The sequence below is a fragment of the Acinetobacter sp. V89_4 genome, from assembly GCF_029967875.1.
Lineage (GTDB): Bacteria > Pseudomonadota > Gammaproteobacteria > Pseudomonadales > Moraxellaceae > Acinetobacter > Acinetobacter oleivorans.
Genome location: NZ_JASCAI010000015.1, coordinates 104,032 through 118,885 on the forward strand (window position 1 = coordinate 104,032; position 14,854 = coordinate 118,885).

Sequence of the window (14,854 nt, forward strand, 5' to 3'; positions counted from 1 at the left end):
AAAAGAATAATGATATAGACAGATAGGTCTGTTTTTTATAAAGTGCAGCCGTTTTATATCCTTATGATTATAAAAAATGTTTTTTAATATCTTTAATGTTTTGGAAAAAATAGGGTTAAGTACACAGAAACGCGCGATTCACGTGCAATTTTCTAATGAATTATTCAATAACCAAGTTTTTTTACAGCGTATCGAAGGCCAACACCAGCTAAATGGGGGAGTTGAAGCTGAGTTAATTTGTCTTTCGACGAGTGCCCAAATTGCATTGAAGCAGTTTATAGGAGTGCAAGTTGCTGTTGATCAGGTCACCGATTCAGGACAATTATTTCGAACTACAGGAATTTTAACGGAAGCTAGTTATGGCCAAAGTGACGGTGCTTTAACGCTTTATAAACTGACCTTAAAAGATGCGACAAATTTATGGCACAAACGCCGTAATAGCCGTGTTTTCATGAATAAAAGTATTATTGAAATCACGGAAATTTTATTTAAAGAGTGGCAAGAAAAAAGTCAGCTTTTTGCGACAAGTTTAAGTCTTGATCTTAGTGGGTTAAGTCAAAACTATGATATTCGACCTTTCACCATGCAGCACAATGAGTCTGACTATGACTTCCTTACACGTTTATGGCGAAGTGAAGGTATTAGTTGGCTCATTGATGAGTCAGAACTTTTTGTTCCGCATTTTACTGCGCCAATACAAGCTCAAAAACTAAGACTCATTGATGAAAATAGCCAGTACCAAGCTTTAGAGCGACGCAGCATTCGTTATCACCGCAGTAGTGCAACAGAATATCAAGATAGCATTACAGGTTTTGTAGCAGTGCGGACTTTGCAGCCGACAGCGGTACATGTGCAGCGTTGGCAACCGGATGCTCTGGCACACGAAGAAGGTGTAGGTTCAGTTATTACTACACACATACATTCAGAGCAGTTTGATTCAGCGAGTTTGAGCCTTGAACAAGCATGGCACATGAGCCCAGCTTGGATGCAAGATTTAAAAGGGGAAGATCAGGCTACCGCTTCAAGTGGTAATCAGCTAGAAAAATTAAATCAGCACTTCACACATATGTACGCAAGTCAGGCCAAATACTTTAAGGCCTATAGTAGTGTCCGTGATAGCCAAGTTGGTTATTGGTTTAATCTACAGGGGCATCCAGAAATTGATCAGCATGAAGGGGCTGACCAAGAGTTCCTGATTATTGCTAAAAATTTCTATAATCAAAATAACCTACCGAAAGATTTGCATCAGCAAGTTAGCCAGTTGTTAACCCAAAGTCGTTGGGATAAACATGGTTATGAAGATATTGAGCGCCAAGGTAATGAGCTGACCTTAATACGCCGTCAAATTAAAACTGCACCTGAATATCATCCAGAACAGCATCGACCAATTGCCTACCCACAAAGAGCGAAAGTCGTGGGGCCAGAGGGAGAGACTATTCATGTCGATGAATGGGGGCGTATCAAAGTACGTTTTCTATTTACCCGTAGTGATGATCATGGACATGACAGTGGTGCAGGGAGCAATGACAACGACACTGACTCGGCTTGGGTTGATGTACTAACTCCTTGGGCTGGCGAAGGCTATGGAGCACGGTTTTTACCACGTATTGGTGAGGTGGTTGTCATAGACTTCTTTGATGGCAATATTGACCGTCCATTTGTGACGGGGCGTATCCATGAGGCGCAGCGTTCGCCAACCAAGTTCGATGTAAAAGGGCAGCTTCCTGCGACTAAAAAACTAAGCGGGATCCGCAGTCAGGAAATCAGCGGTAGTGGTTTTAACCAATTACGTTTTGATGACACAACAGGGCAAATCAGTACCCAACTACAAAGTAGTCATGCAGCGACGCAACTGAATTTAGGTAATTTAAGCCATCCGAAAGAACAAGCGACGAGCCAAGGTCGTGGTGAGGGTTTTGAGCTTAGAACAGATGCTTGGGGAGCTGTGCGGGCTGGAAACGGTTTATACATTAGTACTCACAAACAAGATCAAGCTCAAGGACTTCACCTTGATGCGAATGAAGCCAAACAGCAGCTTGAAGGCGGGTTAAACAACAGCAAAGCTCTAAGTGAAGTTGCTAAAAATCAGCAGACAGATCCGTTGGAAGTTCTTGATCATTTAAAAAACTTTTTAGATCAGATTGAACAGCAAGACAAAGATAAAGCTACTGCATTTAAACAAGCGATTATGGTGTTAAGTGCGCCAAATAGTATAGCGGTTGTAAGTAATGAAGATATTCATCTGAGTACAGATGGACAGATTAGCCAAACTGCTGGTGATAGTATTAACCTGAGTACTCAAAAGAATTTGATTGCTCATGCCCAAAATAAGATAAGTTTTTTTGCAGCTCAAGATGGAGCAAGAATGTATGCGGGTAAGGGCAAAATTGAGTTACAAGCACAAAGTGATGGTACAGATATCATTGCACGAAAAGGGATACAGATTATTTCAACAGAAGATAGAATCGAAATAATTAGCCCAAAAGAAATTATACTCACTGCGGACGGCTCACAACTCAAGATTAATAGTTCTGGTATTTTTCCTGTAACTGGGGGCAAGCTTGAGGTTAAGGCAGGTCAGCATTTATTTATGAGCGGCGCGAATATTGTTGTTCCAAAGATAAGCTTACCTACTATAAAAACACCTTTTAGTAATAAAATTAACTATAACTGGAATATAAATTCGAAAGATAAAAAAGAACTATTTATTATAAATAAAAAGAATAATAGCCTTATAAAAACCCATAAAAATGAGCTTGATAATAAAAATAATTTAAGCTCATTACGGTTTTATACACCTGAAGAAGAAGATTTTACGGCAATGATTTTTAATTCTGATTATATTCAGTTAAAGCAAAATATGCCTGATAGTGAAAATATTGATGAGCTTTTAGAAGAAACACTTTTGTATGACGAAGAAAATGATGATGTCTATACAGAAGAGGAGTTTTGATTAATGAGTAAATTAGTCACTATTACTGCTAAGTTTTATGATAAATCTGGAAAGCAGATTATTAACTTAAATGTACAATCTAGATATAAAGATTCATTAAATGCTAATACCCAAAAAACTGATAAGCTCGGTCTGTTTGTATTTCAAGCTTCGCCAAATAGAACTGTTGAGATATTAGCAAAGCCTCCTTATCAAAAAGATTATACAGTATTTAAAACGATCAACTCTTCTATTCATTCCTCAGAAAAAAATCCTATTAAAGTCCAGTTGCCAAAAACAATTGATGAATATCAACAAGTAAAGAAAACCAGTTCAATCAAAGGAATTGTAAGCACTTTTTTTAAAATTGTTGATATGAATGGAAAAGTTATGAAAAACTTTCCTGTTCAATCACGACCAAAAGGTAAAGGAAATTCGCCCGATAAATATACAAATGATGAAGGCATAGTAGAAGTATGCTCATCACCTAATAGAGATATAGAGGTCTTAGTATTAACATCAAAGGATACATTTGTTTTAAAAAGCTCAATAAATTCTGCTAACGGTAGTTCCCAACCAAATTTTATTAAATTAGATGAGCCTTATGAAAAATTTAAAAGTGCATCTACGATTAAAATTTTAGATCGAGATGGAAGTGACTACATTGTAGAAAAAACTAATGTGGAAATGTTAGTTGTAGAGAATGGTAAAAAACAGCTTTTTAGTATATCGAATGGAAAATTACCATTACAAAGCATGGTAGGGCAGAAACTAGAATTTACGGTGTATAAGCCTGATGGTAAGCCTTTAAAGACACAAACCTATATGGCAACACGAGTTAAAAACAACCCTGTTGAATTCCATTTGGATGTAGATATAACAAAAGGCAGTACGGCACAGAATGATCCAGAGATTAATAAGAAAGTTAAGGCTAAAGATTGCCCATCTGAATGCGTAGTTCAGACTATTTCATTTGATACTACACCTGGACCCTATATTATTTCGATGGAAATGTGGAAAAAAATATTAGAATTTGAAAGATATGAGCCAAGACCTTATCATCCAGGTGATGATTCAAGTGGGGTTACAATCGCTATAGGATATGATTTAGGTCAACAATCGAAATCACAAATTCAACAAGATTTAGCAAAATTTTATACTAAAGATCAAATAGAGCGTTTAATGATTGCACAAGGTAAAAAGGGTAATAATGCCCATAACCTTATACAGAAGTTATCAGATATTACAATTACTAAAGATAATGCATTGAAATTAGCAATTGTATTAAAAACACGTTATGCAAATCAGGTATTATCTATTTATCCTGAAACCCTAACCTTACACCCACATTGCCAAGGCGTGTTACTTTCTTTAGTTTTTAATAGAGGACCAGGTTTAGTAGATCCAAAACCCCCTAAAAAAGGTTTAACACGTAAGCATATGAGACAAGTTCAAGACGCATTAAAAAATAAAAAGCCTGAAGAAATCCCTAGTATTTTAAGAGATATGTCTAAACTTTGGAATAAAACTGGACCAAAAGGAAATAGTGGTGTGGGCAAACGTCGAAGAGAAGAAGCGAATATTTTTGAAAAAGGATTAAAGTGTGCTTGTTATGAATAAAAAAATCCAAATTTATATTTTAACTATCTTCATTTCTTCATGTGCCTTCGCAGATAAAGTTGGTTCAGTTTGTATTCCAGATAGTACAGTTTTTAATGACATATTGAACTGTTATTTAGCTGATTATAAGAAAAATGATAAAATATTGAATGCATTATATCAAAAAAAGATCTCAAACCTATCTAAAGGAAATAAAGAAAAGTTAAGAGAATCTCAAAGAGACTGGATTAAAGAGAAGGAAGCTGTATGCGTTGCAGATGAAAATGAATATGGTAGAGAGAGCCATTTTGAAGCTATAAAATGTCAAACTGAAATGACAAAAGAAAGAATTTCTTTTTTAAAAAAATATTAAATTCCCTCTAGCTAGATAATATTTTTTGACAAGAAAATATGATTATTTTAAATGATAAGATAACCCTTATTTTTTCTGTTTTCTTATTATTGGCAACATATAGTTATAATTTATTTGCCTGGGATCAATGTAATATTGATCAACAAATAAAATTAAATATATTTAAGAAAAATGATTATAAATTTTATAATTATATATGTGAGTCTTCAGAAGGTTCATATCTTAAAGGTTATTTTGGAGATCAAGAGAAGAAAATATTCGTTGGTGATTACTCTGATTTTGCAGCTAAAGAAAGTCCTAAACTTTTAGCTATCAGTATCTATAAATCAACTAAAAGAAAACCTCCAATATTGATTACTATTAATTCAGCATATTACTGTTGTACTCCACAAATAGAAGGAAAAATGTATCAAGTTAACCTATATCAAATTAGTGAAAATAAGATTTTAAATCTGAAAAATATAACAAATATATTAGGTAATAATGCAGAGGGTTTTGAAGGGATTGCGGAAGGGAAAGTCTATTATAAATATAAAACCATTTCTGAAATTAAAAAATGGTTAGATAAAAATTATTGATGGATTTATGATCTTGAAAACAATTTAAATTTAAAAAGCCCAACTTAAGTTGGGCTTTTTTTACGTCTCTACAATTCCTTCTAAATCTTCGAGCGTATAGTTCGGCATATCAATAATATGAGTTTGAATACCCTCTTGCACATAATCATTAATATTAGGATATAGCCAGCGAGTAATCTGTTCTGCAACACTCGAGTGATACTGAATTTCAAAGTGATTTAAGCCATAAAACACAGCTTTATGAGAGTCTGGAACTTTGAGCTGAAAACGTGGATTTGGATGTTCGCCTAGCGCGCTTTTCACACTCACCAAGTAGTCGCCAATTACGGTAAGTGCTTTGTTGCGTACTTTTTCAAATTCGAGTGTTCCTGCCACTAAAAAGGTATTGATATGTGAAGGTAGCGGAGCTGGGGCGCGGTTATCATCCATCATGCCAATTCGGGCATCCATATATTCCCAGTCGTCATCACGAACGCTACCGTGGCGTAAGTCTAAAATGCCATTACTACGAATATTAACCAGTTGACCGAGTAAACCTACAAAAGGGAAGGCCCCGAGTTTATCTTGTATGGTAAAGCCAAAGCGTTCCAACACTGCACCATGATGTGGAGAGCCAATGCAGACTAGGTTCTCGACCATATGAATCCATTGATACATATTTTGTTTGCCATAAAACAAGGCGCTACGAGAAACCAGTCCGCCCATACTATGGCCAATAATATCAATACTGGTAATTCTTGGATTACGTTGTACCAAATCTTCTAATAAATTTGAAAAACTGCGTCCATTGGCTGAAATGCGTCGACCTGTATTGTAGTTTAAATACAGCATGGTGTTATGGTCACGCTGGGCTAACAGACGCTCCCCAATACCACCATAATGTGCATTTGACCAACTAAGATGATTCATACACAAACCATGAACCAAAATTACAATACGTCCTGCAAGTTCCCCTTGTTGTATTGCACCATAGTGATCGTATAGCACCATTGGTAAGGCGAGAGGACTATGTTGCTTAAGTAGGTAATCCCCAAAAATTCCATTCAAAATTCCGACTAAAAAATGTAAGCTCGGGGTGAGTGGTTTTTCGTGAAGTGTGGGATATTTTTCAATAATGTGACGTAAACTCGGCGCTAAAAAGTGGCTACCATATTTTTGTAAAGCGCCATAAGAAAATTGATATGCCTTTTGCACAAATGGTCGTTTTTGAAAGTTTTTAGCATTTTGTGTGCTTACACCAAAAGCATTTTTTAATACTTCAATATTAATAACTTGTATTAATTCATGTACACCATTTAAGCTGGTACTGAACAGTTGAGCTAAACCTTCTAGTACGTCTGCCTGACTCGGTGGCGTACGATCCCATTTACAATAAGTTTCATGTAGTGGTGTTAAGCTCGGCATATCTTTTCCCCATATACGTTATAACCGACGTTTTAAGCTGTACTTTTTATCAACGGCAGTAAACGTTTCCATCTTAGTAGTTTAAATAACACATGTTTTTAAAATACTGATGAATGGTTAGTTGAGTGGTTTTTCTTGTCTGACAATAGTGTTTTTATATACAAACTGAGAACAAAAATGTGAGTTTATTCTCAATTTAGAGGGAAATATATGAATATTATCTACCTCCATGGCTTTAATAGTAGCTCTCTTTCAATTAAAGGGCTAAGCCTGAAGCAGTATTGTAGCGAATTAGGCATAAATGTGCATTTGCCAGACCTAAACAGATCTCCTAATCTAGTGGTAGAGCAAGTTTCAGCGCTGATTGAATCGTTGCAAGATGTGGCTTTAGTGGGTAGTAGTCTCGGCGGGTTTTTTGCGACATATTTTGTCGCGAAATATAATATTCCGGCTGTACTGATTAATCCTGCTATGCAACCATGGAAGTTGTTTGATGAGTTATTCCAAGTTGAAAGCATGCCCTACGTGGTGAATGATCAATGGTCAATTGATCATATTCAGTTGCGACAATTACAACAACTGGAACTGAAACAACCTGAAAATGCTGACAAAATACTCGTCTTGTTGCAACAAGGCGACGAAATTTTGGATTATCGTCAAGCACAACGCTATTATAGTGCTGCAACGCCATCCTCATTGATTTTGACGGATGCTCATGGCAATCATGCTATGGAAGATTTTGAAGAAAAATTACCGTTAGTGATCGAATTCTTTGCGCACACCATCAAATAAGGAAAACGTACAACGTGACACAATATACGGCTCAATCGCTTGAAGTCCTTTCTGGTTTAGACCCTGTTCGTCGTCGTCCAGGGATGTATACCGATACGACTCGACCTAACCATTTAGCCCAAGAAGTTATTGATAATGCTGTTGATGAAGCATTAGCTGGTCATGCTGACAAAATATGTGTCACGGTTTATAAAGATGGTTCATTGTCTGTTGAAGATAACGGCCGTGGTATGCCAGTGGATATTCATCCTGAATATGGCCAAAGTGGTATCGAAATCATTCTGACTAAGCTTCATGCGGGTGGTAAATTCAGTACCGATAACTACCAGTTTTCAGGTGGTTTGCATGGTGTGGGGATTTCAGTTGTAAACGCTTTATCAACACGTGTTGAGGTCGAAGTTCAACGTCAGGGTAACCTATATCAAATGGCCTTTGAGCAAGGTGAACCCGTAGCACCTTTAGCCGTTCTCGAAGGTAAAGCTCCAAAACGCGCGACAGGTACAACGGTACATTTTTGGCCGGAAGCGAAATATTTTGATAGTCCAAAATTTGCGTTAAAAGCACTCAAACATAATTTAAAAGCGAAAGCTGTATTAGCAGCTGGTTTAAAAATTATCTATATCGATCAAATTAATGATGAAAAAATCGAATGGCAGTTTGAAAATGGCCTCGTCGATTATTTGATGGATGAATTACAAGACCGCGAAATTTTGCCAAACCCTGCATTTGTAAGTAGTGGACAAGCAGACCGCGCAGCCTGTGAGTTTGCGATTTGCTGGAATGTAGAAGGCGGTGAGCAGGTTCAAGAAAGTTACGTCAACTTGATTCCAACTGCACAAGGCGGTACGCATGTGAACGGTTTACGTTCAGGCGTGACCGAGGCGTTACGTGAGTTCTGTGAATTGCGTAACTTGTTACCGCGTAATCTTAAACTTTCGGCAGAAGATGTTTGGGATGGCGTGAACTATATCTTGTCGCTCAAGTTCCAAGAACCGCAGTTTTCAGGTCAAACCAAAGAGCGTCTTTCGAGTCGTGAAGCATCAAATATTGTTTTAAATATTGCTAAAGATGCTTTTTCACTCTGGCTAAACCAACATGCTGAAATTGCCATGCAATTGGCAGAAATGGCGATTTCTAAAGCTGGTCGTCGTTTAAAAGCAGCAAAGAAAGTCGAGCGTAAAAAAATTGTTTCCGGCCCTGCATTGCCGGGTAAATTGGCAGATTGTGTTGGTCAAACACGTGAGGACAGTGAGTTATTTATTGTCGAGGGTGACTCTGCTGGCGGTAGTGCCAAGCAAGCGCGCGATAAAAACTTTCAGGCAATCATGCCAATTCGTGGAAAAATCTTAAATACGTGGGAAGTTTCTTCAGATGAAGTACTCGCTTCTCAAGAGGTTCACGACATTGCGATTGCGATTGGTGTAGACCCTGGCAGTGATGATTTATCAGAGCTGCGTTATGGCAAAATCTGTATTTTGGCCGATGCGGACTCGGACGGTTTACACATTGCGACGTTGCTTTGTGCTTTATTCGTAAAACATTTCCCAACATTGGTTGAAGAAGGGCATTTGTATGTGGCAATGCCACCCTTATTCCGTATCGATATTGGTAAAGATGTCCATTACGCACTTGATGATGATGAACTTGAAACTATTTTGAAAAATATCAAAGGTAATCGTAATCCGCAAATTACCCGATTCAAAGGATTGGGTGAGATGAACGCGATTCAGCTACGTGAAACGACCATGGATCCAAACACGCGTCGTTTAGTTCAGCTCGATCTAGATGATGCTCATTTTACAGCTGGTTTACTCGATAAATTGCTTGCGAAAAAACGCTCGGCAGATCGTAAGCAGTGGCTTGAGCAGAAGGGTAACCTAGCTGATATCACTGTTTAAAATAGAATTAAAAAAATCCCCGCTCAATAGGCGGGGATTTTTTTATGTAAAACTAAGTTATTGGAAATCACCACAACGGTTTTTGCCATAAAATTAAAATAGACAGATCTGTATATTCTAATTTAGGTCGTAATTTTTATAGTCTGTGGAAATTGAAAAATATCACAATTCGCTCCACCTCCAATTCGATCTACCACTGTAAAATCACTTGGTGCCTCAAAGGTAAGCAAAGGATGATGCCATGTGCCTGCCCGATAATTGATACTTTGCTTCCCATTTGAAACAAATGCACATAGCTTTGAAATGTCGGGAGTATTCTCGTCTAAAGCGGGCGCGACAATAATTAAAAACTTTTGTTGCTGTAATGGAATAAATGCCTGAGACCCCTTGGGATGGCGCTCTAGCATTGAAATTTCCAGAGGTAGTACACTGGCCTTAATATTACGGAAAATACTAATTCCTGCCTTTGCTTCCCCTTCAATTTCAGTTTCAACGAGCGCATGGTAGCGCTCGGTGTGGGCATCGTTAATATGAAAAAAGTCATGCCCGTCGCAACAGATGACCTCTCCGAAGGACTGAAAGTTTTCAATTGTTAAAGGCTGAATTTGAACATTCTTCATGATCATGACTTGGCAATTTTTCCCCATAAACGAACACGACTAATACCACCATCCGGAATCATGTTAATACGAATATGAGAGATTTTTTCATGCTGTAAAATCTCATTCACATATTCATGAATATGATCCATTTGCATCGGTTGAGCTTCAAGTAAATAAGACCAGAACATACTTTGTGGAATTAACTGTGCATCGGTTGCATTTTCAAGGTAAACCGCTTGAATGGATACTTGGGCAGGAAAATTGCCTTTAAAGTGAGCCGTATCAATTTCAAGTTTCTCAATTTTTCCGCTTTTACCCAACGCAAGAATACACCAGTCATAACCCGGAGCTCGGCGGCGTTTGGTTTCCCATCCATCGCCCATGTTGACGCCACGACCGGGGTTAATCAAATTACGCGGATGTCCAAAATGCGCATCGCTATAGGCAACTACGCGGCCACCATTTTCTAGGGCCAATAAATCAAGCGTTTGCTCACTATCAGTCACCTGAATATGAACATCTCCATAAACACGCAAACGGGCAATACCACCGTCTGGGAAAATATTGAGGCGTATATGAGTGAAAAGTGCATCATTATTGACCATAAAAATATGATGCTGGCTTGGGCCGAGTTCCGTATTTCCTAAAAGACTCTCCCATTTTGCCCCTGTAAGGTCACCATTTGGTGCATAACATGCTTCTAATGATGCGGATGCTGGATAATTTCCTGTGAAAAAGCTGGTATCAATATCAAGTGCACTGATTTTTCCAGTCACACCAAGTTTCACAATGCACCAGTCATAACCTGCGTGACGTTTACGACGCGTTTCCCAACCGTCCATCCATTTGCCGTTATCATCAAATTTATCTTCAACAAAAATAGGTGCATCAAATTGCAGCATACGCTTTGCTTCTGCAAAGAAATCATCTGAACACTCAATGACTTGTGCACCAATTCGGGCATCAGCCAAATTGGTTTTCGTATTCAAAATTTCAGGAAGTTCAAATGCTGGGGCGTGCAATGTTGCCATAGTGGATTATCCGTATTTCTTGTTAAAAACATGATTTTTCATTTAAAACTGCGCCAACACGGAGCGTGCTGAGACGAGTTTTACACCTAAATATATAAGCATGGTGCATGCCAGTTTTGTGGAAAAGCTAAATAAATTTTGAAGGATGGCATGTTTTTAGCATAAGCACTCTATAGGTGAATATCTATAGGAGCGTGTTATGAATGTGGTGATTATTGGTGCGGGAATGGGAGGTCTAACCACAGGCATTGCATTAAAAAAATTTGGTCACCAAGTTCGTATTTTTGAGCAAACTGAAAAGATTCTTCCAGTTGGCGCTGCAATTTCGCTGTGGTCGAATGGTGTGAAATGTCTAAACTATCTGGGATTAACTGACAAAATTGCCAAACTTGGTGGACAAATGGATGATTTGGCCTATGTGGATGGTCTAACTGGAGATGTGATGACACAATTCAGTTTACTGCCATTAATTGAAGAAGTAGGCCAAAGACCTTATCCAGTTGCACGTGCCGATTTACAAAATATGCTGATGGATGAATTTGGCAGAGATCAGATTTATTTAGGCAAAAAAATGGTTAGCCTTGAAGACAAAGCTGATTTTGTTGAGGTCCATTTTGCAGATGGCAGTTCAACGCAGGCTGATCTATTAATTGGGGCTGACGGTACTCACTCACTTACACGAACCTATGTTTTGGGCCAACAAGTACAGCGCCGTTATGCGGGTTATGTGAACTGGAATGGCTTGGTTGAAATATCTGAAGATTTAGCCCCAGCTCAGCAATGGACGACTTATGTGGGGGAAGGCAAGCGAGCTTCTTTAATGCCAGTTGCAGATGGCAAGTTCTATTTCTTTTTAGATGTGCCTTTGCCAGTAGGTCTAGACAATGATCGTGATGACTATAAAAAACTTTTAAAACAATATTTTGCGGATTGGTGTTTGCCAGTACAGCAACTCATTGAACGTTTAGACCCGCAAAAGACCAATCGGGTAGAAATCCATGACATTGAACCGTTTACTCAGTTTTATAAAGGTCGTGTAGTGATTTTAGGTGATGCTGCACACAGCACGACACCTGATATTGGTCAAGGCGGCTGCCAAGCAATGGAAGATGCGATTTATTTAGCGCGTTCTCTGCAAATTAACACTTTAGGTGTCGAAGATGCTTTACGTCGCTATCAAAACAAGCGCAATGAACGTGCAAATGAATTGGTACTTCGTGCGCGGAAACGCTGTGATGTGACCCATATGAAAGATGAAAGCGTTACACAAGCGTGGTATGCAGAATTACGCCGTGAACAAGGCGGGCATATTATGCAAGGGATTATTAGCAATATTGTGGGTAATCCACTCGATTAAAACAAAAACAGCAAGGAGTTTTCCTTGCTGTTTTATCTTCTAAATCATAATTTTAGAAGTGGTATTTAACCAATGCGCTGACGTTATTTTCGTCTGCACCTTTAATACCGAATTTGTTATTCCACACAGAGTGCTCAATACCGAGGTATAGGCGTGTGTCAGGAGAAATGTGTTTACCTACATTCCATTTCCATTGTGTTGTCCAGTTCAACTCGCTGGCATGGTCGCCTTCAGCAGTTGACCAGTCAAGGAAACCATCTACCAAGAAATCTTCAGATCCTAATTTTAATGGAACGCCGTAAACGAATGTCATTTGATAATCGTCGTCAGTTTTCTCATTATTCGCGCGGTAGAAGTTTAAATTCGCATATTGGAAATATGGGATATCTAAGTCAACTGCAAAACCATAAAGGAAGTTGTCGAAGTTATTGCCGTTTTCACTGTTACTTTCCCAAGTGGTACTAATGAGTACATCTTTAATTGGACCATACGCCAGTTTTTTACCAGACACTTCGCCTAAGCTTAAACGTGGTGATAACTCAAAGTAAGTACTCTTGTGGTCATTTTCACCACGCATGCGGTCCATAAAGAAAAATACATCAGCGTATTTAACTTTCGCAGCATATTCCAAAGTAATCGTGGTTTCTTTGTCATCTACAACTTCATAGTTCTCACCATAAAGTCCAGTTACACTAAAATCTTGCCAGATTGGTTTTGCCTGAACCATGGCAGTTGCAGATAACAAGGCACAAGTCGCCGCAAGTTGCTTTAATTGCATTTAAATGATCTCCCCCCAAATAAAGCACGCTAAGGATACAGGGTCTTAAGCAAAAATGAAGCCAAATTTGATCAACGGTTAAAAAAAAGCCCACCGAAGTGGGGCGCTAAAAACTAAATCTTTAATGAGTATTTCTTGTGTTTATTGTTTGGCTTAAATGTGGGGTACGCGAGCCGCGAAATGAGGGTAAATGATTAAATAATAAATTCAACAAGATAGCAAAGATACATGTTGAACTAATGCCCGAATGGAACAAAGTTTGTACCCAAACTGGAAAATGAGCATAAAACTCATGGTTAATAATTGGGATCATCCCTGCTGATAAAGCGGTCGCGACAATAATCAAATTTTTCTGATCGTTATAATCTATTTTTGCCAAAGTGCGAATTCCACTCGCTGCAACCGACCCAAACAAGACCAAACCTGCACCACCAAGTACGGGCATTGGAATCGCGGCAATCAAACGACCCATAATGGGGAGTAGGCCCAAAATAATGAGAATGACACCACCTGCTGCTACGACAAATCGGCTTTTGATACCTGTAATGGCAACTAACCCAACATTTTGGGCAAAAGCACTTTGCATGAAAGAACCAAAAATAGGTGCAAAAGCACTCGAAAACATATCGGCACGTACGCCATTGGCGATCCTTTTCGAATCGACTTCAGTTCCTACAATGTCTCCGACAGCAATAATGTCTGCTGTGGTTTCAGTCATAATGACCAAGGTCACAATCAACATCGACAAGATTGCACTAAGCTCGAAAGTCGGCAAGCCAAATGCAAATAAGTGTGGGAATTGGAGCCATGCGCCTGAGCTCACCTGACTAAAATCACCAAAACCCATAAAGTAGGCGAGGGTGGTACCAGCAACAATAGCCAACAAAATTGATAAGCGGCGAATGCTTGCTTGCGGCAGCATATTTAGAACAATCACAATACCTAAGGTCAGTAAGGCTAAAGAGATATTTTCTACGCTACCCCAGTCAGGTGCTTTATTGTTGCCACCCATCATCCAGCGAATTGCAACGGGTAACAGCGATAGCCCAATAATCGTGATGACGCATCCAGTCACAACGGGTGGGAAAAACCGAATAATTTTTGAAAAGTAAGGCGCAAGACATAGTCCAATCAGAGATGCGACAAACACCGCACCATACACAGCAGGTAAGCCGCCACCAGTGGTGATAATAGCGACCATGGTAGCCACGCCAGCAAAAGATACACCCTGAACTAAAGGTAATTTTGCGCCTAGATATTTGGTTCCAATGGTTTGAATCAGTGTCGCCAATCCCCCGACAAACAGGGCAGCTGCAATGAGCATTCCGACTTGTGCTGAGCTTAAGCCAGCTGCTGTTCCAATAATGAGTGGCGGGGCTACAATGCCACCATACATGGTCAGCACATGCTGTAAGCCGTAAGCAAAACTTTTGGAAATTCCTAAATATTCATGCTCTGGAGAAATCGCATTTTTTTGCTGATGATTCATATTTTTCTCCTATTTATATTT

12 protein-coding genes are annotated in these 14,854 nt (G+C 38.8%); 7 read left to right on the top strand and 5 right to left on the bottom strand.

Annotated elements, in window-relative coordinates; all coding sequences use genetic code 11:
• Positions 1-76 precede the first annotated feature (76 nt).
• Genes QLG01_RS03600 through QLG01_RS03615 form a run of 4 tightly spaced genes read left to right on the top strand, consistent with a single transcriptional unit; the run spans position 77 to position 5,482 of the window.
• Positions 77-2,953 carry a type VI secretion system Vgr family protein gene (locus tag QLG01_RS03600; protein WP_282495861.1) on the top strand — a complete coding sequence of 959 codons (2,877 nt, stop codon included), beginning with the start codon at positions 77-79 and terminating at the stop codon, positions 2,951-2,953.
• Between the two features lie 3 nt (positions 2,954-2,956).
• The gene (locus QLG01_RS03605) at positions 2,957-4,552 is read left to right on the top strand and encodes a pesticin C-terminus-like muramidase (protein WP_282495862.1); all 1,596 of its coding nucleotides are present in this window, start codon (positions 2,957-2,959) and stop codon (positions 4,550-4,552) included.
• Positions 4,545-4,904 (top strand): lysozyme inhibitor LprI family protein, encoded by a 360-nt coding sequence (locus tag QLG01_RS03610; protein ID WP_199945571.1) that lies wholly within the window; start codon positions 4,545-4,547, stop codon positions 4,902-4,904. The genes QLG01_RS03605 and QLG01_RS03610 overlap by 8 nt, the downstream gene beginning before the upstream one ends.
• Before the next feature lie 38 nt (positions 4,905-4,942).
• Positions 4,943-5,482 carry a hypothetical protein gene (locus tag QLG01_RS03615; RefSeq protein WP_199945569.1) on the top strand — a complete coding sequence of 180 codons (540 nt, stop codon included), beginning with the start codon at positions 4,943-4,945 and terminating at the stop codon, positions 5,480-5,482.
• Between the two features lie 60 nt (positions 5,483-5,542).
• On the opposite strand, the gene QLG01_RS03620 is transcribed toward QLG01_RS03615, so the two are convergent.
• Positions 5,543-6,886 (bottom strand): alpha/beta fold hydrolase, encoded by a 1,344-nt coding sequence (locus QLG01_RS03620; protein WP_199943317.1) that lies wholly within the window; start codon positions 6,884-6,886, stop codon positions 5,543-5,545.
• Positions 6,887-7,096: 210 nt separating this feature from the next.
• Between QLG01_RS03620 and QLG01_RS03625 the strand changes: the two genes are divergently transcribed.
• Positions 7,097-7,678, top strand: coding sequence for a YqiA/YcfP family alpha/beta fold hydrolase (locus QLG01_RS03625; protein ID WP_004790103.1), 582 nt, complete (start codon positions 7,097-7,099; stop codon positions 7,676-7,678).
• Between the two features lie 14 nt (positions 7,679-7,692).
• The gene (parE, locus tag QLG01_RS03630) at positions 7,693-9,576 is read left to right on the top strand and encodes a DNA topoisomerase IV subunit B (RefSeq protein ID WP_005300564.1); all 1,884 of its coding nucleotides are present in this window, start codon (positions 7,693-7,695) and stop codon (positions 9,574-9,576) included.
• 122 nt (positions 9,577-9,698) lie between these two features.
• On the opposite strand, the gene QLG01_RS03635 is transcribed toward parE, so the two are convergent.
• Together QLG01_RS03635 and alc are read right to left on the bottom strand one after the other, a co-directional pair.
• Positions 9,699-10,202: an ureidoglycolate lyase gene (locus tag QLG01_RS03635; protein ID WP_282495916.1), complete on the bottom strand. Its 504-nt coding sequence runs from the start codon at positions 10,200-10,202 to the stop codon at positions 9,699-9,701.
• Positions 10,199-11,209, bottom strand: a complete 1,011-nt coding sequence (alc, locus tag QLG01_RS03640; protein ID WP_144732517.1) for an allantoicase — start codon at positions 11,207-11,209, stop codon at positions 10,199-10,201. Before alc ends, QLG01_RS03635 begins: the two co-directional genes overlap by 4 nt.
• A gap of 199 nt (positions 11,210-11,408) precedes the next feature.
• Between alc and hpxO the strand changes: the two genes are divergently transcribed.
• Positions 11,409-12,566 carry an FAD-dependent urate hydroxylase HpxO gene (gene hpxO / locus QLG01_RS03645; protein WP_005300572.1) on the top strand — a complete coding sequence of 386 codons (1,158 nt, stop codon included), beginning with the start codon at positions 11,409-11,411 and terminating at the stop codon, positions 12,564-12,566.
• 52 nt (positions 12,567-12,618) lie between these two features.
• Here hpxO and QLG01_RS03650 read toward each other — a convergent pair whose 3' ends face one another.
• Both QLG01_RS03650 and QLG01_RS03655 read right to left on the bottom strand, forming a co-directional pair.
• Positions 12,619-13,344 carry an outer membrane protein OmpK gene (locus QLG01_RS03650; protein ID WP_005300575.1) on the bottom strand — a complete coding sequence of 242 codons (726 nt, stop codon included), beginning with the start codon at positions 13,342-13,344 and terminating at the stop codon, positions 12,619-12,621.
• A 121-nt stretch (positions 13,345-13,465) separates the two neighbouring features.
• Positions 13,466-14,833 (bottom strand): nucleobase:cation symporter-2 family protein, encoded by a 1,368-nt coding sequence (locus QLG01_RS03655; RefSeq protein ID WP_282495863.1) that lies wholly within the window; start codon positions 14,831-14,833, stop codon positions 13,466-13,468.
• Between the last annotated feature and the right edge of the window lie 21 nt (positions 14,834-14,854).